General features: G+C 72.0%; 17 protein-coding genes. 6 read left to right on the top strand and 11 right to left on the bottom strand.

What is annotated here, in order from left to right; all coding sequences use genetic code 11:
* Positions 1-85: 85 nt before the first annotated feature.
* Together RR49_RS13820 and RR49_RS13815 are read left to right on the top strand one after the other, a co-directional pair.
* A complete protein-coding gene (locus RR49_RS13820; RefSeq protein WP_048808827.1) occupies positions 86-556 on the top strand; it encodes a DUF4442 domain-containing protein in 471 nt (156 codons plus the stop codon).
* Positions 557-655: 99 nt separating this feature from the next.
* Entirely contained in the window at positions 656-1,912 is a 1,257-nt protein-coding gene (locus tag RR49_RS13815) for an APC family permease (protein WP_045248667.1), read from the top strand.
* A 32-nt stretch (positions 1,913-1,944) separates the two neighbouring features.
* Here RR49_RS13815 and RR49_RS13810 read toward each other — a convergent pair whose 3' ends face one another.
* From RR49_RS13810 to RR49_RS13795, 4 genes are read right to left on the bottom strand one after another with little or no spacing between them, the layout of a single operon-like run.
* Positions 1,945-2,784: an SGNH/GDSL hydrolase family protein gene (locus tag RR49_RS13810; protein ID WP_048808825.1), complete on the bottom strand. Its 840-nt coding sequence runs from the start codon at positions 2,782-2,784 to the stop codon at positions 1,945-1,947.
* Between the two features lie 57 nt (positions 2,785-2,841).
* Positions 2,842-4,095 carry a histidine--tRNA ligase gene (locus RR49_RS13805; protein ID WP_045248735.1) on the bottom strand — a complete coding sequence of 418 codons (1,254 nt, stop codon included), beginning with the start codon at positions 4,093-4,095 and terminating at the stop codon, positions 2,842-2,844.
* 33 nt (positions 4,096-4,128) lie between these two features.
* Positions 4,129-4,788: a nucleoside triphosphate pyrophosphohydrolase gene (locus tag RR49_RS13800; protein WP_045248666.1), complete on the bottom strand. Its 660-nt coding sequence runs from the start codon at positions 4,786-4,788 to the stop codon at positions 4,129-4,131.
* Entirely contained in the window at positions 4,785-5,957 is a 1,173-nt protein-coding gene (locus RR49_RS13795; RefSeq protein WP_048808824.1) for a Na+/H+ antiporter NhaA, read from the bottom strand. The genes RR49_RS13800 and RR49_RS13795 overlap by 4 nt, the downstream gene beginning before the upstream one ends.
* 204 nt (positions 5,958-6,161) lie before the next feature.
* Here RR49_RS13795 and RR49_RS13790 point away from each other — a divergent pair, with 204 nt between their 5' ends.
* On the top strand, positions 6,162-8,765 hold the full coding sequence (locus RR49_RS13790) for a phosphoenolpyruvate carboxylase (RefSeq protein WP_425411868.1): 2,604 nt from the start codon (positions 6,162-6,164) through the stop codon (positions 8,763-8,765).
* Between the two features lie 173 nt (positions 8,766-8,938).
* On the opposite strand, the gene RR49_RS13785 is transcribed toward RR49_RS13790, so the two are convergent.
* Positions 8,939-9,538 (bottom strand): gamma carbonic anhydrase family protein, encoded by a 600-nt coding sequence (locus RR49_RS13785; protein ID WP_045248734.1) that lies wholly within the window; start codon positions 9,536-9,538, stop codon positions 8,939-8,941.
* A gap of 199 nt (positions 9,539-9,737) precedes the next feature.
* Between RR49_RS13785 and RR49_RS13780 the strand changes: the two genes are divergently transcribed.
* Positions 9,738-9,989: a VOC family protein gene (locus RR49_RS13780; RefSeq protein ID WP_048808822.1), complete on the top strand. Its 252-nt coding sequence runs from the start codon at positions 9,738-9,740 to the stop codon at positions 9,987-9,989.
* 46 nt (positions 9,990-10,035) lie between these two features.
* Here the strand turns inward: RR49_RS13780 and mfd are convergent, their stop codons facing one another.
* From mfd to RR49_RS13760, 4 genes are all read right to left on the bottom strand, one after another.
* Positions 10,036-13,638, bottom strand: a complete 3,603-nt coding sequence (gene mfd, locus RR49_RS13775) for a transcription-repair coupling factor (protein WP_045248663.1) — start codon at positions 13,636-13,638, stop codon at positions 10,036-10,038.
* Positions 13,639-13,679: 41 nt separating this feature from the next.
* Entirely contained in the window at positions 13,680-14,264 is a 585-nt protein-coding gene (gene pth, locus RR49_RS13770; protein ID WP_045248662.1) for an aminoacyl-tRNA hydrolase, read from the bottom strand.
* Between the two features lie 90 nt (positions 14,265-14,354).
* Positions 14,355-14,972, bottom strand: a complete 618-nt coding sequence (locus RR49_RS13765) for a 50S ribosomal protein L25/general stress protein Ctc (protein ID WP_045248733.1) — start codon at positions 14,970-14,972, stop codon at positions 14,355-14,357.
* A 386-nt stretch (positions 14,973-15,358) separates the two neighbouring features.
* The gene (locus RR49_RS13760; RefSeq protein WP_048808819.1) at positions 15,359-15,958 is read right to left on the bottom strand and encodes a DUF5134 domain-containing protein; all 600 of its coding nucleotides are present in this window, start codon (positions 15,956-15,958) and stop codon (positions 15,359-15,361) included.
* 92 nt (positions 15,959-16,050) lie between these two features.
* Here RR49_RS13760 and RR49_RS13755 point away from each other — a divergent pair, with 92 nt between their 5' ends.
* Positions 16,051-17,472, top strand: coding sequence for a PepSY-associated TM helix domain-containing protein (locus RR49_RS13755; protein ID WP_048808818.1), 1,422 nt, complete (start codon positions 16,051-16,053; stop codon positions 17,470-17,472).
* Here RR49_RS13755 and RR49_RS13750 read toward each other — a convergent pair.
* Positions 17,451-17,948, bottom strand: coding sequence for a gluconokinase (locus RR49_RS13750; protein ID WP_045248661.1), 498 nt, complete (start codon positions 17,946-17,948; stop codon positions 17,451-17,453). The genes RR49_RS13755 and RR49_RS13750 overlap by 22 nt on opposite strands.
* A 93-nt stretch (positions 17,949-18,041) precedes the next feature.
* Here RR49_RS13750 and gndA point away from each other — a divergent pair, with 93 nt between their 5' ends.
* Positions 18,042-19,490, top strand: coding sequence for an NADP-dependent phosphogluconate dehydrogenase (gene gndA / locus RR49_RS13745; RefSeq protein ID WP_048808817.1), 1,449 nt, complete (start codon positions 18,042-18,044; stop codon positions 19,488-19,490).
* A gap of 66 nt (positions 19,491-19,556) precedes the next feature.
* Here the strand turns inward: gndA and RR49_RS13740 are convergent, their stop codons facing one another.
* Complete coding sequence (locus tag RR49_RS13740) at positions 19,557-20,285, bottom strand: ABC transporter ATP-binding protein (RefSeq protein ID WP_045248660.1); 729 nt, start codon at positions 20,283-20,285, stop codon at positions 19,557-19,559.
* Positions 20,286-20,289: the final 4 nt, after the last annotated feature.

The raw sequence follows: 20,289 nt of genomic DNA, 5'->3' as shown, positions 1-20,289 counted from the left end.
GCGTTCGGCGGCGCCCGCGACCCGCTCGTTGTCGATCATCGATAACGGATTGTCAGGAACGAGTGGCGATGGTCACACTCGATCCGTGGCCTACTCCCCCCGGCAGCTCGCGATCGGCATGAGCCTGTGGATCCCGAATCTCTGCAACGGCATCCGCGTGCGCGAGATCGCCCCCGACTTCACGCACTGCGTCGTGCAATTGCGGGTGACGCTGCTCACCCGCAACATCGTCGGCGTCGCGTTCGGCGGTGCCATGTCGGCCATGACCGATCCGTACTACTTCATGCTCGTCATGCATCAGCTCGGCCGCGACTACGTCGTGTGGGACACGCGCGGCGAGATCGAGTTCGTCAAGCCCGGCCGCGGCGTGCTCACGGCCCGGTTCGAGGTGCCGCGGGAGAGGGCCGAAGAGCTGCGCGAGCGCGCCCGCGGCGGCACGAAAGTGCTCGAGTGGTTCGAGACGGAGATCACGGATGCCACGGGCGACGTCGTCGCGAGGGTGCGTCGCGAGGTCTATGTGCGCGAGAAGCGCCGCGACCGGGTCGCGGCGGGCTGACCGCCGGGCGAGCCGATGCCGCCAGGGGCGACGACCGGTCGCGCGGCGTCCGCGCGTCGGGGCACCGGAGCGTTCACGCCCGCCGACTACGATTCGCGCGTGACCTCGCCCTCCCTCGCCCGCCGGCTCGGCCTCGGCGATGCCGTCGCGATCGGCCTCGGGTCGATGATCGGAGCCGGCGTGTTCTCGGTCTGGGCGCCGGCCGCGGCTGCCGCCGGCCCGTGGCTGCTCGCCGGCCTCGCGCTCGCGGCCGTCGTGGCGTACGGCAACGCCACCTCGTCCGCCCAGCTCGCGGCGACGTATCCGACCTCGGGCGGCACCTACGCCTACGGGCGCGCCGAGCTCGGTGAGTGGTGGGGATTCGCCGCCGGGTGGTGCTTCGTCATCGGCAAGCTCGCGAGCGCGGCCACGATGGCCCTCACGTTCGCCGCGTATGCAGCGCCTGCGGGATGGGAGCGCCCGGTCGCGGTCGTGGCTGTCGCCGTGCTCGTCGGCGTCAACCTGCTCGGCGTGACCCGCACCGCCGCGCTCACCAAGGCGATCGTCGTCGTCTCGCTCCTCGGACTCGCCGTCGTCACGGCCGCCGGCGCGAGCTCATCGTCGACCTGGGCGGGCCTCGGCAGCGCGGCCCCGGTCGACGCCTACGGGGTGCTGCAGTCGGCCGGCCTGCTGTTCTTCGCCTTCGCAGGGTACGCGCGCATCGCCACGATGGGCGAGGAGGTGCGGGATCCCACCCGCACGATCCCGCGGGCGATCACGATCGCCTTCGCGGCGGCCCTCATCGTCTACACGATCGTCGGCACGCTCACTGTCGTGGTGCTGGGAGCGTCCGCGACGGCGGCGTCGAGTGCGCCGCTCGCCGACGTCGTGCACGCCGCCGGATGGACGTGGGCGAACCCGGTGGTGCGAGTCTCGGCGGCGGCGGCGTCCCTCGGTGCGCTGCTCGCACTGGTCGCGGGCATCGGCCGCACGACGCTCGCCATGGCCCGCGAGCGGGACCTCCCCGCCGCACTCGCCGCGATCGGCGCGCGCCACCGTGTGCCCTACCGGGCCGAGCTCGCCGTCGGTGTGGTCGTGATCGGCGCGGTCGCCCTGGTGGACCTTCGCGGCGCGATCGGATTCTCCTCGTTCGGCGTGCTGCTGTACTACCTCGTCGCCAACCTCGCGGCGTTCCGTCAGCACGGCGACGCCCGCCGGTACCCCCGTGCACTCCAGATCATCGGGGCGATCGGATGCCTCGTGCTCGCCGTCTCCCTCCCGTGGGCCTCCGTCGTCGCCGGCGCCGTCGTGCTCGCGATCGGACTGGCGGCACGCGGCATCCGCCTGCGCATCGACCGGGCACGCCGCGCGGGATAGCCCGCTGCGTGCGTGCGGGTCGCCGCGGCCCCTCAGAGGGCGAGAGCGGATGCCGCAGGCACCGCGTGCCCGTCGGGCACGGGCCCGTCGCCTCCCAGGGCGAGCAGCACCGACGGCAGCAGCGCGTCGGCGGTGCGCCGGTAGCCGAGCGCGCTCGGGTGGAACCGGTCGAGGCTGAACATCTCGTCGGGCTGCGAGATGAAGAACGGCCCGACGACACGTCGGAGCGACACGACGTGCGCGCCGGCGGCGAGCGCCGCCTCGGCCTGCGCGTCGGCCAGCTGGCGCGACTGCCGTGAGCCGAGTGAGCGCAGCGGCTGCGGCACCGGACGCAGCGCGCCGAGGTCGGGGCACGTCCCGACGACGACGGCGACACCCCGCTCGCGCAGACGGTCGACGGCGGCGCGCAGATGGCCGGCGGCGACGGTCACGGGGACACGATGAGTGACGTCGTTGCCGCCGACGATGATGATCGCGACATCCGGAGCGTAGCGTGCGGGGAGGGCGTTGAGCTGCGCCGCAAGCGCCGACGACTCCGACCCGACCTTCGCCGCGGTCACCAGGCGCACGGGGCGCCCGAGCGTCTCGGCGATGCCCTTGGAGATTCGCGCGCCGGGGGTGTCCTTGCGCCTGGTGACTCCCAACCCTGCCGCGATCGAGTCGCCGAGCACGAGCAGCTCGACGGGGTCGCCGTCGAGCTTCGCCCGCCAGACACGGTCGGCGTCGAGGGCGTCCTCCCCCAACGGCTTGCCGATGCGTCGCCGGGCGATGGCGGCCTGACGCCGCAGCAGCTCCCGCATCGAGAACACCGCCGCGGCGGCTCCGACGAGCGTCGAGGCGCCGATGACGGCGGCGGTGCGCAGACCCCTCATGCCGCGATTGCACCTCGCCGAGGTGAACCCGGGATGAACGCGGCTCGGGCCGGCGGCTCAGGCCAGCGGCTTGAACTCCAGCGCGGCCGTGTCGGCCCCCGCGGACACCGTCGCGAACTCGCCGTACCCGTCGGCCGCCGAGCGGGCGAGCAGGGCGGTGAGGTTCTTCGTGCGACGCTCGAGGCGCACCCGGGCGCCGGTCGCGATGAGCGCGGCCTTGTGGGCGACGAGCTCGCCGACCGGCACGTCGGCGTCGTGCACCAGCACGAGGGTGCGGGATGCGGCATCCACCCCGTCGGCGACGAGGTCGACGATGCGCTCGAAGCCGATCGAGAAGCCGACTGCCGGCACGCTCTGGCCGAGGAACCTGCCGATCATGCCGTCGTAACGGCCGCCGCCGCCGAGCGAGTAGCCGACGCTCGGGTGGGCGAGCTCGAAGATCGTGCCGGTGTAGTAGCCCATGCCTCGCACCAGGAACGGGTCGAACGCGAGCGGCACCTCGCCGCCCCGGGCGGCCGCGACCGCATCGCCGAGCGCCACGAGTCCGGCGACCACCGCGTCATCGATCCCCTCGGGCAGGGCCGCGCGAATCTGCGCCTCACCGAACGGCAGGTCGGCTTCGGGCGTCGGCCGACGACCGAACGCCTCGAAGGCGTCGGCGGCCGCGGGCGTCGCTCCACGCTCGCGCAACTCAGCGGCGACGCCGTCGATGCCGATCTTGTCGAGCTTGTCGATCGTGATCAGGACGCCGGGTCGCTCCTCCGCGGCGAAGCCGAACACGTCGAGCATGCCGTCGAGGGCCCGCCGGTCGTTCACGCGGATGACGCCACCCTCGAGTCCGAGCGCGTCGAGCGCATCGAGGCTCGCGACCATCAGCTCGGCCTCGGCGCGCGCCGAGCCGTCGCCGATGATGTCGATGTCGCACTGCACGAACTGTCGGTAGCGTCCCTTCTGCGGGCGCTCGGCGCGCCACACCGGCGCGATCTGCAGCGACCGGAACACGGTCGGGAGCTCCGCGCGGTGCGTCGCGTAGAACCGGGCGAGCGGCACCGTCAGGTCATAGCGCAGCCCGAGGTCGCTGAGGGCCGCGGGGTCGTCGGCGGCGGCGATGATCGCCTCGGCGTCGAGGCCGCGCTTGAGCACGTTGAATGCGAGCTTCTCGTTGTCGCCGCCGATGCCGGCGTGCAGCCGGTCGTAGTCCTCGACCACCGGCGTCTCGATCTCGTCGAACCCGTGCGCGCGGTAGCGCTCGCGGATGACGGCGAGCACGCGCTCGCGCCGAGCCTTGTCCTGAGGGAGGAAATCGCGCATGCCGCGCGGCGGGTTGACCTGTGCCACGGGGGTCTATTGTTCCAGGTCGCCGCCGCGCGCCGCGGCCTCCGCCGCGCGCACCGCCGACTCCACGCCCCGCACCCGCTCCCGGAGCGCCCGCTCCGCATCGATGCCCGCCGCGCGGGCGGCGACGACGAGGGCGAGCAGCGCGTCGCCGAGCTGCGCCTCGTCGGTCGGGGCCGCGGCATCCGTCATCGCGGGCACCAGCCCCACCTGAGCGGCCTTGCCGAGCACCTTCTGGGCGCGGGCGAGCGCCGGCAGGCCCGCCGGGATGCCGTCGAGCACGCTGGTACGCTCGCGCTTCTCGGCCGCCTTCGCGGCGGTCCACAGCACGAGCACCTCCTCGGGGGTGCGCGCGCTCTCGCCTCCGAAGACGTGCGGGTGCCGGCGGATCATCTTGTCGGCGAGATCGGATGCCACATCCTGCACGTCGAACGGATCGTCGGGGTCCCGCGAGGCGATCTCGGCATGGAACAACACCTGCCAGAGCACGTCGCCGAGTTCCTCTCGCAGGTCGGCGCGGGTACCGGACTCCACGGCGTCGACGAGCTCGCTCGACTCCTCGACGAGATAGGGCACCAGGTCCCGGTGGTCTATCTGCTGCGTCCAGACGCACTCGTCCCGCACCGCGCGCATCGCCTCGATCGCCCGCGTCATCCCGTCGTCCGTCATGCCGCCGCCTCCCGCACCCGACGGTAGCGCCGGGCGCGCAGCGACACGAGCACCACCGCCGCGAGCAACGAGATCGCCGATCCGCCCAGCACGCCGAGGATCGCCTGGTCGCGCAGATCCGCCGCGCCCACGAACGCCAGCTCCGACATCAGCAGGGACACGGTGAACCCGATGCCACTGAGCGCCCCCGCCGCGGCGAGGTCGCCGAACGCGAGCGGACGGGAGCCTCGTGAGAACAGTGCCATCGCCAGCGACCCGAAGGCGATCACCCCGACAAACTTGCCCACCGGGAGCGCCAGCACGGTGCCCCAGAACGCCGGCGCGAACGCGGCCGGCGACACCTGCGGAATCGGCATCAGAGCGGAGGCGAACGCGAACAGCGGCAGCACGATCACGTTGACCCACGGCTCGAGCGCGTGCCGCGCACGCGCCCCGGCACCCGGCGCGATCGCGAGCCCCAGCAGCACGCCCGCGATCGTCGCGTGCACGCCCGACTCGTGGACGAGCACCCATACCGCGATGGCCACCCACACCATCAGCACGGCGACCGGTACGCGGGCGCGACCACGCAGCAGCAGCGAGAGCGCCCCGAAGGCGACCGTCAGCGCCAGTGCAGCCGCCAGCGCCACGAAGTCGATGTCCGCGGTGAACACGACCGCGATCAGCACGATGCCGACGATGTCGTCGAGGATCGCCAGTGCCAGCAGGAACACCCGCACCCCGGACGGCAGCCCACGGCCGACGACGGCGAGCACGCCGAGCGCGAACGCGATGTCGGTGGCCGTCGGGATCGGCCAGCCCGACGCCGACGGGGTGCCGTTCGCGATCACGAGGTAGAGCGCGATCGGCACGACCACGCCGCCGAGCGCGGCGATCGCCGGCACGAGCACGGCGCGGGGGCTGCGCAGCGATCCGACGGTCAGCTCGTGCCGCAGCTCCACCGCGACGACGAAGAAGAACAGTGCCAGCAGACCGTCGGTGATCCAATGCCCCACCGACAGATCGATGCCGGCGAGGACGAGATGCGCGTCGCGCGCGGCGATCACGCCGGGGCCTGCTGGCGTCGCCGCGACGACGAGGCCGGCGATCGCAGCGAGCAGCAACAACAGGGCGGGAAGACGGGCGGAACGCAGCACGTGCACGGGACACTCCAGGGTCAGGGGCGGCATCCGTCGATCTCGTGCATGCCGGCGGCGACATACTCGACGGGCCGACCAGACTTCCCGGCACTCCTCCGACCATTCTAGCCGCGACGCCGCGGCCGCCCCGCCGTGACAATCCAGTAACACGAGCGGGACTACCGTGGAGGCGTGCAGGATCCCACCCCCACCGAAGCCATCGATCTCGTCGGCCGCTACGAGGCCAGTCATGGGATGCCCGAGCAGATGCGCGGCGACGTGCGACTGCTCGGCGGAATCCTCGGGCGCGTGCTGCGCGAGAGCGGTTCCCCGGGCCTGTTCGACGACGTCGAACGGCTGCGCGTCGCGACCATCCAGGCCTACACCGACGAGACGGATGCCGCATTCGAGCGGGCCGCGCAGATCGCCGACGGGTTCACGGTCGCCCGCGCCGACGAGGTCGCCCGCGCGTTCACCTGCTACTTCCATCTCGTGAACCTCGCCGAGGAGCACCAGCGCGTGCGCGTGCTGCGTCAGCGCGCCGCCCGCGACGAGGAGTCGGCCGACTCGGTGACCGTCGCGCTCGAACGCCTCGCCGGCGAGGTCGGCGACGACACCGCGCTGCAGCGTCTGCACCAGATGCGCTTCCACCCGGTGTTCACCGCCCACCCCACCGAGGCGCGGCGCCGGGCGATCTCGACCAGCATCCGCCGCCTGTCGGGTCTGCTCGACGACTACGACGCCGCCGAGGACGGCGGCCCCGCACAGCGCCGCGCCGAGCGTCGCATGCTCGAAGAGGTCGACACGCTGTGGCGCACGGCGCCGCTGCGCCAGGAGAAGCCGTCGCCGGTCGATGAGGTGCGCTCGGTGATGGCCGTCTTCGACGAGACGCTGTTCACCGCTGTGCCGCACGTCTACCGCCGCATAGACGACGCCCTGCAGGGCGAGGCGGCCGGTGCCCGCGAGCCCGTCGTGCGCCCGTTCGTGCGCATCGGCACCTGGGTCGGCGGCGACCGCGACGGCAACCCGTTCGTGACCGCGAGGGTCACCAAGCGCGCCGCAGGCATCGCCAGCGAGCACGTGCTGCGCGGACTCGAGCGGGCCTCCGCCCGCATCGGCCGCGGACTGACTCTGGATGCCGCCACGACCCCGCCGACCCCGGCCCTCACCGCTCTCACCGAGCGGCTGCTCAGCGCCGACGACGAGGGGGCCGCCGACGTCGTGAAGCGCTCGCCCGGCGAGCCGCACCGTCAGGCCGTCCTGCTGATCGCCCGCAAGATCACGGCGACGCGCGAGCGCGACGCCGACCTCGCCTACGCCGACCCCGAGCACCTGCTCGCGGACCTCCTCACCGTGCAGTCCTCGCTCGTCGCGGCCGGCGCCCCGCGCCAGGCCTACGGTCACCTGCAGCAGCTCGTCTGGCAGGTGCAGACCTTCGGGTTCCACCTCGCCGAGCTCGAGGTGCGCCAGCACTCGGCCGTGCACGCGAAGGTGCTCGCCGAGCTCGACGCGGGCGGTGAGCGCAGCGAGCTGACCGAGGAGGTGCTCGAGGTCTACCGCACGATCTCCTACGTGCAGAAGCGCTTCGGTCCGCGCGCCGCGGGCCGCTACATCGTCTCGTTCACCCGATCGGCCGACGACCTCGCCGCCGTGCACCGGCTCGCGCGTTACGCTGTCGGCCCCGACGGCACCCCGCCCGTTCTCGATGTGATCCCTCTCTTCGAGACGTTCGCCGACCTGCAGGCCGCCCCCGCGATCCTCGCGGAGATCGTCGAGCACCCCGCCTTCGCGGCCCGCCTGGCCGACACCGGACGCCGCCTCGAGGTCATGCTCGGCTACTCCGACTCGTCGAAGGACGTCGGCCCCGTCGCCGCGAACCTCGCGCTCTACGAGGCGCAGGCGCAGATCGCCGACTGGGCGCAGCGCAGCGAGATCGAGCTGACCCTCTTCCACGGCCGCGGCGGTGCGCTCGGCCGCGGCGGCGGACCGGCGAACTCGGCGATCCTCGCCCAGCCCCCGCACTCGGTCGACGGCCGCTTCAAGCTCACCGAGCAGGGCGAGGTGATCTTCGCGCGCTACGGCGACCCGGCGATCGCGATGCGTCACATCGACCAGGTGGCCGCCGCCATCCTCACCGCCTCCGCCCCCTCGAACGAGCAGCGCAACCGTGCTGCCGCCGAGCGCTTCGCCGACGTGGCACAGCGCATGGAGGACGCCTCGCGGGCGCGGTTCTTCGAGCTCGTCAAGGCGCCCGGCTTCGCACCGTGGTTCGCGACCGTCACCCCGATGGAGGAGGTGGGGCTGCTCGCTCTCGGGTCGCGCCCCGCGCGCCGCGGGCTGTCGGTCGAGTCGCTCGAAGACCTGCGCGCCATCCCGTGGGTGTTCGCGTGGACGCAGGCCCGCATCAACCTGGCCGGCTGGTTCGGGCTCGGCACCGCCCTCGAGACGGTCGGCGACCTCGCGCTGCTGCAGGAGGCGTACCGCGAGTGGCCGCTGCTGCGCGCGATGATCGACAACGTCGCGATGAGTCTCGCGAAGGCCGACGACCGCATCGCGCGCCGCTACCTGGAGCTCGGCGACCGCGACGATCTCGCGCAGCTGGTGATCGACGAGATGGCCCTCACCCGCTCGTGGGTGGTGCGCATCGCCGGCGGCGACGGACTGCTCTCGAACAAGCCGGTGCTGCAGCGGGCGGTGAAGCTGCGGAGCCCGTACGTCGACGCGCTGTCACTGCTGCAGCTGCGCGCCCTGCGGGCCCTGCGCGACGCGCCCGAAGAGGTGCCGGCCGACCCCGAGCTCCAGCGCCTGCTGTTGCTGTCGGTCTCGGGCGTCGCGGCGGGCCTCCAGAACACCGGCTGAGTCCCGGCTCGCGAGAACAGGAGCGCCCGCGAGAACAGGTCGATGCGCGCCGTGGCGTCCTGCGCACACGCGATGACCTGCCCCGGTGCGCGCTGCTCCGGCATGCCCGGCCTGGCATGCCCGGCTGCGGCGCGCCCGGCCCGAGCGCATCGGCGCCGGGGTGCGGCATCCGCTCAATCGACCGGGGTGTCGTCCGCGTGCCGCGCCAGCGAGCGCCCGTAGCGCTCGGTGAGCTGCACCATGAGGTCGGGGGTGTCGCGGTCCAGACCGAACACGTAGCCGGGGAAGTCGAGCTCCTGCTGGCGCGCCCAGATCTCGTCGTGCTTGTCGGGTGAGACGACGATCGCCGGGTCACCCACCGCGACCCACGAGATCGGCACGACGCTGCGCTCGGGGAGCACCGTGCGCAGGTGCACGACCGCGTTGATGCGCACCTCGCTCCGGTCGCCGATGCGCGCACCGTTGAACACCCGCACGCCCGTCGCGAGGAACACCTCGTCGCCCACCGTCGCACCCGAGATGCTCGCCATCGGTCCGACGAGCGTGTGGTCTCCGATGTGCACGGGATGAGTGGCGCTCGCGCGCACGAGGGCGTTCTCCATCACGATGACACTGCGGCCGAGGGTGATCGGACCGCCCTCGGCGGTGATGACCGCGCCGTGCAGGATCTGACAGTCGGGCCCGATCGTCACGTCGCCGCTGATCACCGCGGTCGGCGCGACGACGGCGGTCGGATCGATACGGGGCTCGCGGCCGAGATGTGCGTAGCGCATGGTGTGCTCCTCGATCGTCAGCGTACTCAGCGAGACGGATGCCGCCACCCCGCCGCCGCTCCCGGCACGGGTGTGCGACACTGCCGCCATGCTCACCCTCGGATCCGTCGTCATCCGCGTCACCGACCTCGAGGCGCAGGTCGCGTTCTGGTCTGCGGCGCTCGACTACACCGTGTGAGAAGCGGTCGATACGGACTTCGTGCTGCTGCGCTCGGCCGACGGCCGGGGCCCGAACGTCGGGCTCGACCAACTGCCGAGCGAGCGCGCACTGCCGCCGCGCATCCATCTCGACCTCTACGCCGACGACCAGGCCGCCGAGGTCGCGCGGCTCGAGGAGCTGGGCACCCGTGTCGTGCCGTGGGCGGGGCGGCCCGACGACGCCGACTACATCGTGATGGAGGATCCGGAGGGCACCCGGTTCTGCGTGATCGACGCGGCGCCGCGCGGCTGACCGCGTCGGGCAGCAGGGCTGCCGACGCCGCTGGGCCGCGCCGGTCTCAGGCGGAGGCGTCGGCCGCCGCGGGCGCCGGCTCGGAGACCGGGAAGAGCGCGTCGAGCAGCTGGCCGACCCACGCGATCAGGTCGGTGTCCGACACCGGGTCTCCGTCGCCCGGCAACGGCACGACGAGGGCCTCCCCGGAGGCGACGAGCTTCGCCTTCGGGTAGAGCCGCTGCATCCGAACGCGCAGCGAATCGGGGAGGTGCGCCGGCGCGACGCGCAGGTTCGGACCCATCGCGACGACGTCGGCGAGGCCGGCCTGCGCCGCGCGGCGGCGCAGCCGCGCGACCCGCAGCAGCCCCTCGACGTCGGCGGGCGGCTCGCCGTAGCGGTCGCGCAGCTCGTCGATGACGAGGTCGATGGCATCGGGCTTCGCGGATGCCGCGGCCGCCGCCGACAGCTTCTGATAGGCCTCGAGACGCAGCCGCTCGCTGTCGATGTAGCTCTCGAGGATGCGCGCCTGCACGGGCAACTCGAGACGCAGCTCGGTCGGGCCTTCGGTCTCCTCACCGCGGAACGCCGAGACGGCCTCGCCGATCATGCGCAGATACAGGTCGAAGCCGACGCCGGCGATGTGGCCGGCCTGCTCGGCGCCGAGGAGGTTGCCGGCGCCGCGGATCTCGAGGTCCTTCAACGCGACCTGCATGCCCGAGCCCAGGTCGTTGTTCACCGAGATCGTCTCGAGCCGGTCGGCTGCCGTCTCGCTGAGCGGCTTGAGCTCGTCGTACAGGAAGTAGGCGTACGCGCGCTCACGACCACGGCCGACGCGGCCGCGCAGCTGGTGCAGCTGCGAGAGGCCGTACTTGTCGGCGCGGTCGATGATGATCGTGTTGGCGTTGGAGATGTCGAGGCCGGTCTCGATGATGGTCGTCGAGACGAGCACGTCGGCGCGGCGCTCCCAGAAGTCGTCGACGACCTGCTCGAGCTGGTGCTCGCCCATCTGGCCGTGCGCGACGACGATGCGCGCCTCGGGGACGAGCTCGCCGAGCTGCGCGGCGACCCGCTGGATCGACTGCACCCGGTTGTGCACGTAGAACACCTGGCCCTCGCGCAGCAGCTCGCGGCGGATCGCTGCGGCGATCTGCTTGTCGTTGCGGGGGCCGACGAACGAGAGGATCGGGTGGCGGTCCTCGGGCGGGGTCGCGAGGGTCGACATCTCGCGGATGCCGGTCACCGCCATCTCGAGCGTGCGCGGGATGGGGGTGGCGCTCATCGCGAGGATGTCGACGTTGGTCTTGAGCTTCTTGAGCGCGTCCTTGTGCTCGACGCCGAACCGCTGCTCCTCGTCGATGATCATGAGCCCGAGGTCTTTGAAGACGACCTTCTCGGTGAGGATGCGGTGCGTGCCGATCACCATGTCGACGGTGCCGTCGGTGAGGCCGTTGAGGGTGTCGCGGGCCTCCTTGTCGCTCTGGAAGCGCGACAGGGGCCGCACCTTCACGGGGAAGCCCGCGAACCGCTCGGTGAAGGTCTCGAGGTGCTGCTTCACGAGCAGGGTGGTCGGCACGAGCATCGCGACCTGCTTGCCGTCCTGAATCGCCTTGAACGCCGCCCTCACGGCCACCTCGGTCTTCCCGAAGCCGACGTCGCCCGAGAGCAGCCGGTCCATCGGGATCGGCTTCTCCATGTCGGCCTTGATCTCGTCGATCGTCTGCAGCTGGTCGGGGGTCTCGGCGAACGGGAACGCCTCTTCGAGCTCACGCTGCCACGGGGTGTCGGGGCCGAACGCGTGCCCCTTGGCGGCCATCCGGGCGGAGTACAGCTTCACGAGCTCGACCGCGATGTCGCGCACCGCCTTGCGAGCCTTGCCCTTGGCCGCGGCCCAGTCGCTGCCGCCCATCTTGGAGAGCACCGGCGCCTCACCCCCGACGTAGCGGGAGAGCTGGTCGAGCTGGTCGGTGGGAACGAAGAGCTTGTCACCCGGGTAGCCGCGCTTGGTGGGCGCATATTCGAGCACGAGGTATTCGCGCATGCTCTTGACCGGGTTGCGCCCGCCGCTGGAGACCTCGCGCTGGGTCAGCTCGACGAACTTGCCGATGCCGTGCGTGGAGTGCACGACGACGTCGCCGGGCTTGAGCTGCAGCGGGTCGACGACGTTGCGCCGGCGCGAGGCGAGCTTCTTGACGACCCGGCCGTCGCCGCCGATCGTGCGCCCGTAGAACTCGGTCTCGGTGAGCACGGCGAGACGGGCACCGGATGCCTCGAACCCCCGCTCGAGCACGGCGGCGACGACGAGCGCGACCCCTGCTTCGGGTGCCTCGTGCACCGCGTCGACGCGGCGCGCCGCGACACCGCGGTCGGCGAGCACGTCGCGTGCGCGGTCGGCGAGCCCCGGACCGGACGCCGTGACGACGACCTTCCACCCGTCCTGCACGAGGGCCGCGACGTGCGCGATCGCGCCGTCGACGTTACCCGCGAACGACGGCACGGCGGATGCCGCCACCCGCACCACGTGCGACCCGGATGCCTCGACGAGGCCTTCGGCCGCGGCATCCGCCTCGCCGGAGTCGAACGCCGACAGGGTGTACCAGACGCCCCCGCGCTCACGGGCACGCTCGTGCAGGTGCGGGAGCGACACGAAGTCGCCCGCGCCGAGGTCGACAGGGGTCGACGCGCCGGCGACCGCGGCGTTCCACGCGGCGTCGAGGAACTCGCGGTTCGTCTCCGCGAGCGTGATCGCACGGGTGACGGCCCGCTCGGGGTCGACGAGCGCGACGGCGGTGCGCTCGGGCAGGTAATCGACGAGGGTGACGAGGTCGTCGACGAGCGCGGGAGTCAGCGACTCCATGCCCTCGGTCGGCACTCCCTCGGCCATGCGGGCGAGCATCGTCTGCAGGCCCGGCAGCTGCTCGGCGAGCAGCGCGGCGCGCGCCCGCACGTCGGCGGTGAGAAGCAGCTCCCGGCTCGCGACCAGTTCGACCGCGGTGATCTCGCCCGGCAGCGACCGCTGGTCGGCGACCGAGAACGCACGGATCTGATCGACCTCGTCGCCGAAGAACTCCACGCGCGACGGGTGGTCGGCGACCGGCGGGAAGACGTCGAGGATGCCGCCCCGCACCGCGAACTCGCCGCGTCGGGACACCATGTCGACCCGGTGGTAGGCGCGCTCGACGAGACCGAGGCTGACCGCGGCGAGGTCGTAGCCGCGCCCACCGGTGACGAGCCGGATCGGTTCGAGATCGGTGAGGCCGGCAGCGAGCGGCTGCACCGCGCCGCGCACCGATGCCGTGACGACGAGCGGATGGGTGCCGTCCCACGCGGCCACCCGGCGGAGCACGTCGAGGCGACGCCCCACGGTCTCCGCGCTGGGGCTCAGCCGCTCGTGGGGCAGCGTCTCCCATGCCGGGAAGTGATGCACCTCGGCGCCCGGCACGAGCGCATCGAGGGCCGTGCCGAGCGCCTCGGCGCGGCGACCGGTCGGCGCGACGACGAGCACCACCGCGGGCGCCCCCTGCTCGCGGCGCTTCTCGAGGAGGCCGGCGATGAGGGGAGCGTCGAGTCCGTCGACGACGGAGAAGTCGGTGTCTGTCGTCGCCGATCGGAGGGCGCCGGCGAACGTCTCGGACGGTACGAGGGCGCGAACGATCCCGGGAACTGTCACCCGAAGATCCTACGGCGAGCCCGGGACATCCGGTCGCGGTCTCAGTCGCGCGGGGCGTGCCAGCGCTGCTGGGCGGCGAGCAGACCCTCGTCGACGAGCTGCTCGACGGCGTCGGCCGCATCGCCGACGAGGATCGGCAGCGTCGTGCGCTCGGCCGACGAGAACGGGTCGAGCACCCAGTCGGCCGGATCCTGGCGGCCGACGGGCCGCCCGATGCCGACGCGCACCCGGGGGAACTCGGGCGTGCCGAGCGCTTTGGCGATGTCGCGCACGCCGTTGTGACCGCCGTGGCCGCCGCCGACCTTGAGCTTGAGGGTGTCGAAGGGGATGTCGAGCTCGTCGTGCACGACGACGACTCGCTCCGCCGGCACGCCGTAGAACTTCGCCAGGGCGGCGACGGGTCCGCCCGACGTGTTCATGTACGAGTTGGACTTCGCGAGCACGAGCTTCGCTGCCCCGGGACGCAGCCACGTCTCGACGACGCGCGCGTTCGCCTTGTGCGCCGTGAAGGTCTCGCCGCGGCGGCGGGCGAGGTCGTCGACGACCATCTGCCCGACGTTGTGGCGGGTCGCCTCGTACCGCGGCCCGGGGTTGCCGAGTCCGATCACGAGCCAGGTGTCGACCATGCGCTCATCCTCTCGCAGCGGGGACGCACCCCCGCAGACGACGCGAGGGGATGCGGCGAACCGCATCCCCTCGCGTGTGACGGTGTCCGATTACTCGGCGGCCTCCTCGGCCTGCTCGGCAGCGGCCTCGGCGTCGGCCTCGGCGATCTCCTCCTCGGCGGCGAGGGTGTCGACCGGGATCGAGATCGCGACGATGAGGGTCTCGCCGTCGGCGACGAGCGACGCGCCGCGCGGGAGCGTCAGGTCGGCCGCGGTGATGTGCGTGCCGTCCTCGAGGCCCTCGATGTCGACCTCGACGTTCTCGGGGATGTGGGTGGCCTCGACCTCGAGCGAGATCGTGGTGGCGTCGAGGTTGGCCAGGGTGCCGGCGGCGGACTCGCCCACGAGCACCACGGGGACCTCGACCTGGACCTTCTCGCCCTTCTTCACGACGAGGAGGTCGATGTGCTCGATGATCTGCAGCACCGGGTCCTTCTGCACGTCCTTGACGAGCGCGAGCTGCTCGGTGCCGGCGATGTCGAGCTCGAGCACCGCGTTGGCGCGGCGGATGAGCAGACCCACCTGGTGACCCGGGAGGGCGATGTGCACCGGAGCGGTGCCGTGGCCGTAGAGCACGGCGGGGATCTTGCCTGCGGCGCGCAGACGGCGGGCGAAGCCCTTGCCGAACTGCTCGCGCAGCTCGGCGGCGACCTTGAAGTCGTCGGACATGATGTTCTCCTTTATGGGGGCACACGGGCCCGATGAGCGGGTGAGCGTTTTCGACTCGAACGCGAGCGCGTGAGGAAAGCCGTGAGCCTTGATCACTGCGTCGATCACGGATGCCTCGCCGCCGAAGCGGCACGGCGGCATCCCTCGCCGAAGTTCAGTCCACAAGCCTACCAGCGACGCCGGTAGCATGGGAATCGCCCGTCATCTCCGAAAGGACCGCCATGCAGCCGACCCTCGCCTCGGACATCCTTCTCTGGGTCATCGGCCTCATCGGCCTGGGCGGACTCATCACCGTGGTCGGCGCGTTCTGGGCCGTCGGCCGCTCGTCCTACCGCAAGTAGTCGCGCCGCCCGTCGACGCTGCTCGGGGCTTCGTCGCCACGGCGGTCACACCGCCATCACCGCGAGCATCACGGCCATCCCACCCGCCATCAGCGCATGGCACACGTGCCGCGCCCGATGGTGGGACGAGCGCACGAGACCCACGATCCACCACACCGCGAACGCGGCGACGACCGCGATGACGACGCCGTTGAGCACGACGATCCACTCCGGGGTCGCGGCCGGGGCCGCGGCATCCGCCGCCCCTCCGCTGTGATGATGACCGGATGCCCCGTCCCCACCGGAGCCCATGAGCGCCGGCATGGCGACCAGCATCCAGACCATCGCGCCGGTCACGACGGCGTGTCCGGCGAGGTCGACCCGCCCCGCGCGTGAGGTGGCCTGCGGAAGCGACACCAGCAGCGCGATCGCGACGACCGCGAACACGGCGATCTGCGCCCACGTGAGTTCGGCACCCGCAGCCCACCACACCATCGCGACCATGGCGATGCTCATCAGCAGGTGTGCGATCTCGACGACTTCGGTGGTGCCGAAAGGCGTGCCTGCCGGCGCCGCACGACGGGTGCGCACGAGGGAGACGAGCGAAACGACACCGGTCACCGAGAACAGGATCGTGAAGACCGCGCTCCACAGCGGCGAGAACATGGCACTCCAGCGGTCAGGGGGTGGGTGGGACGATCCCTGAGATTACTCTACGATGTGTAGAAATATCTGCTGACAACCCCGGGAGCACCGCCATGACCACCGCCGACGCGCCTCCGCTCGAGGCCGCCACCCCCGCACCGGCCCCGCGCCGCCGGCGCATCAACTGGTTCGCGGCGTTCTGGCGGTGGCACTTCTACGGCTCGGCGATCGTCATCCCCGTGCTGCTCGTCCTCGCGATCACCGGGCTCACCTATCTCTACCGCGCCCAGGTCGACGCCCTCACCCACCCGGGCGTGCTCACCGTGAGCGCACCCGCGGGCGCGGAGCGCGCCCCGCTGTCGGCGCAGGAGGCCGCCGTGCGCGCCGCCTACCCCGACCGGGACATCCTCTCGGTCACCGACAACTCGGGCGACAGGTCGACGATGTTCGTCACCGCCGTCGGCGACACCACCCGCAACGTCTACGTCGACCCGTTCCGTGCGAGCGTCACCGGCGACCTGTCGACCGACGACCTCGTCTCTGACTGGGCTCTGCGCATCCACGGCACGCTGCTCGCGGGCGACCTCGGCGACCGCGTCATCGAGCTCGGCGCCTGCTGGGCGATCGTGCTGTCGATCACCGGAGGCATCATCTTCTTCCTCGGACGCAAGCCGCGCGTCGGCGCCCGGCGCAAGCGCCTGTCGATGTCGGGTGTGCGCTCCACGCACGCCTGGGTCGGTCTCGGGGTCGGCGTCGGCATCCTGTTCCTCGTCGTCTCCGGCCTGCCGTGGACCGGGTTCTGGGGCGCACAGGCACAGCAGGTCGCCGCGCAGAACGGCACCGGGCTCTGGGGCGAGGACCCCGGGGCATCCTCGACCGTCGGAGACCTCATCGAGCGCACCGACGGATCGTCGGGACCGGCCGGGTGGGCGATCGCCGAGGGGCGCACGGGCACCTCGACGGGGGCGGGCTCGGTGATCTCGATCGACACCGCCGTGGCCGCCGCCCGCGCGCAGGGCGCGCCCGAGCCGTACTTCGTCGCCTACCCCGAAGGTGAGACGGGCGTCTACAGCGTCTTCGGCGATCAGTGGCACAACAACGGGAACCCGGCCGAATCGGATGTCTCGCTCGAGACGACCGTGCACGTCGACCAGTACTCCGGCGCGGTCGTCGGACAGTACGGCTACGCCGACTACAGCACGCTCGCGAAGATCGTGTCGCAAGGCATCGCCGGGCACGAGGGGCGCCGCTTCGGCCCGCTCAACACCGTCATCACGACCGCGTTCTGCCTGGGCGTGATCTTCCTGTGCGTGACAGGCCCCGTCCTGTGGTGGAAGCGTCGCGCCGGCGCGACGGGCATGGCGGCCCCGCGCGGGCGACTCCCCCTGTTCACGAACATCGTGCTGCTCGCCGCCGTCGTGGCACTCGGGCTCGTCCTGCCGCTGTTCGGGCTGTCGCTTCTCGTGATCCTCGCGCTCGACCTGCTCGTGATCCGGCGTGCGCCGGCGCTGCGTCAGTTCTTCGGCTCGGTCTGAGCGGTGCCGCCGAGCGCGTCGAGCGCGCGCTCGGCGGTCGCCTGCGGCGACAGGTCGGAGACGAGTGCGACCCCGGGTTCGTCGGCATCGAGCGGCTCGACGAGCGCGAGCTGGGAGGCCAGCAGCGACGGCGGCATGAAGTGGGTGCGCGCCCGCATCCGCTCCTCCAACACCGCCGCATCGGCGCTCAGCACGATGAATCGCACCGCCGGGTCGCCCGCCCGCAGCCGGTCGCGGTAGCGGCGCGCGAGGGCGGAGCAGGCGACCACCGCGCCCTCCCGAGCGGCCGCAGCGACGCGGTCGAGCCACGGCCAGCGGTCGGCATCGGTCAGCGGCACCCCGGCCGACATCTTCGCGATGTTCTCGGGCGGATGCAGCGCATCGCCGTCGACGAACGGCGCGCCCAGGCGAGCGGCGAGCGCCTCGCCGACGACGGTCTTGCCGACACCGCTCGGCCCGGCCACGACGATCCCCATCGCCCCAGTCTGGCGCCCCGCCGGGCGGCCCCGCGCCCTCTAGGCTGGAACCGCACGTTTCTGCGGCGTTCGCCGCGCATCCAAGGAGCATCAGTGACCGAGGCAGCAGCCAACATCGGAGTCGTCGGACTCGCCGTCATGGGGTCGAACCTCGCCCGCAACCTCGCCAGCCGCGAGGGCAACACCGTGGCGATCTTCAACCGCACCTACGCCAAGACCGAGGAGCTGCTCACCGAGCACCCCGAGGCCGGATTCGTGCCCGCGCGCGACTACGCCGAGTTCGCCGCGTCGCTGCAGAAGCCGCGCACCGCGATCATCATGGTCAAGGCCGGCGGCCCGACCGACGCGGTCATCGAGGACCTCATCTCGGTGTTCGAGCCGGGCGACATCATCGTCGACGGCGGCAACGCCCTCTTCACCGACACGATCCGCCGCGAGAAGCGCGTGCGCGAGACGGGCATCAACTTCGTCGGCATGGGCGTCTCCGGCGGCGAGGAGGGCGCGCTCAACGGCCCCTCGCTCATGCCCGGCGGCTCCGACGAGTCCTGGACCACGCTCGGGCCGATCCTGCGCTCGATCGCTGCGATCGCCGAGGGCGAGCCGTGCGTGACGCACGTCGGACACGACGGTGCCGGCCACTTCGTGAAGATGGTGCACAACGGCATCGAGTACGCCGACATGCAGCTGATCGCCGAGGCCTACGACCTCATCCGTCGCGGCACCGGCAAGTCGCCGGCCGAGATCGCCGACATCTTCGCGGCGTGGAACGAGGGCGAGCTGCAGTCCTACCTGATCGAGATCACGGCGGAGGTGCTGCGACAGACGGATGCCCCCACCGGCCGCCCGCTCGTCGACGTCATCCTCGACCAGGCCGGGGCGAAGGGCACCGGCGGCTGGACAGTGCAGACGGCGATCGACCTCGGGGTGCCCGTGTCGGGTATCGCGGAGGCCGTGTTCGCCCGCTCGCTGTCGAGCCACCCCGAGCAGCGCGCCGTGTCGCAGAACCTGCCGGGTCCGCGCGGCGAGATCGCGGTCGACGACGCCGACGCGTTCGTCGAGCAGGTGCGCCTCGCGCTCTACGCGTCGAAGATCGTGGCGTACTCGCAGGGGTTCGACGAGATCCGCGCCGGCGCCGCGCAGTACGACTGGTCGATCGACCTCGGCAAGGTCGCCTCGATCTGGCGCGGCGGGTGCATCATCCGCGCCCAGTTCCTCAACCGCATCACCGAGGCCTACGACGAGCAGGCGACGCTCCCCGTCCTGCTCACGGCCCCGTACTTCGTCGACGCCCTCGAGCGCGCGCAGAGCGCGTGGCGTGAGATCGTGCGCGTGGCCGCGACATCCGGGATCCCCAGCCCGGCGTTCTCGTCGTCACTGTCGTACTACGACGGCCTGCGCGCCGACCGGCTGCCGGCGGCCCTCATCCAGGGACAGCGCGACTTCTTCGGCGCCCACACCTACAAGCGCGTCGACCGCGACGGCACCTTCCACACGCAGTGGTCGGGCGACCGCACCGAGATCGAGGCCGTCGACACGCACTGACCCCGCACGACGAACGGCGCGCGGCCCCGGGGCATCCGGGACCGCGCGCCGTTCGCGTGTACGGGGTCAGCGCGTGATGTCGCGCACCTCGCCCTTCTCGAGGCGGAGACGCCGATGCGCGCGCTTCGCGACGGCCGAGTCGTGGGTCACCACGAGGAGGGTGAGCCCCTCCGCGTTCAGCGACTCCAGCAGCACGAGGATCTCGTCGCGCATGCTCTCGTCGAGGTTGCCGGTGGGTTCGTCCGCCAGCAGCACAGCGGGGCGCTTCGCCGTGGCGCGGGCGATGGCGACACGCTGCTGCTGACCTCCCGACAGCTCGCCCGGCTTGTGGTCGAGCCGGTCGGCGAGGCCCACGTGCGTGAGCGCCTCGACCGCCCGCGCGTGCCGTTCGGCCGCGGGAAGGCCCAGCGGGGCGAGTCCCATCTCGACGTTCTCCTGGGCGGTGAGCGTCGGGATGAGGTTGAAGCCCTGGAAGACGAACCCGATCTGCGTGGCGCGAAGGCGTCCCAGTTGTGCGTTCGACGCCGTCGCGATGTCGATGTCGCCGAGTTTCACGCTGCCGCTCGTGGGGCGGTCGAGCGCCCCGAGCAGCTGCAGCAGGGTCGACTTGCCGCCGCCCGTCGGGCCCTGGATGGTCGCGAACTCGCCCGCGCCGATCTCCAGATCCACCCCCTTGAGAGGGGTGACGGTGCGCTTCTTCTGCGCGTACGTCTTCACGACGGCGCTGAGTCGGTAGCCGGCCGCGGCGACGGGCGCCTCGACCGATTCCGGTGTGGTGTCGATGGTGGTGTCCATGTGT

The sequence above is a fragment of the Microbacterium ginsengisoli genome (assembly GCF_000956535.1).
GTDB classification, from domain to species: Bacteria; Actinomycetota; Actinomycetes; order Actinomycetales; family Microbacteriaceae; genus Microbacterium; species Microbacterium ginsengisoli.
Note: the sequence above shows the minus strand (reverse complement) of the source record. Positions and strands in the feature narration are given on the sequence as shown.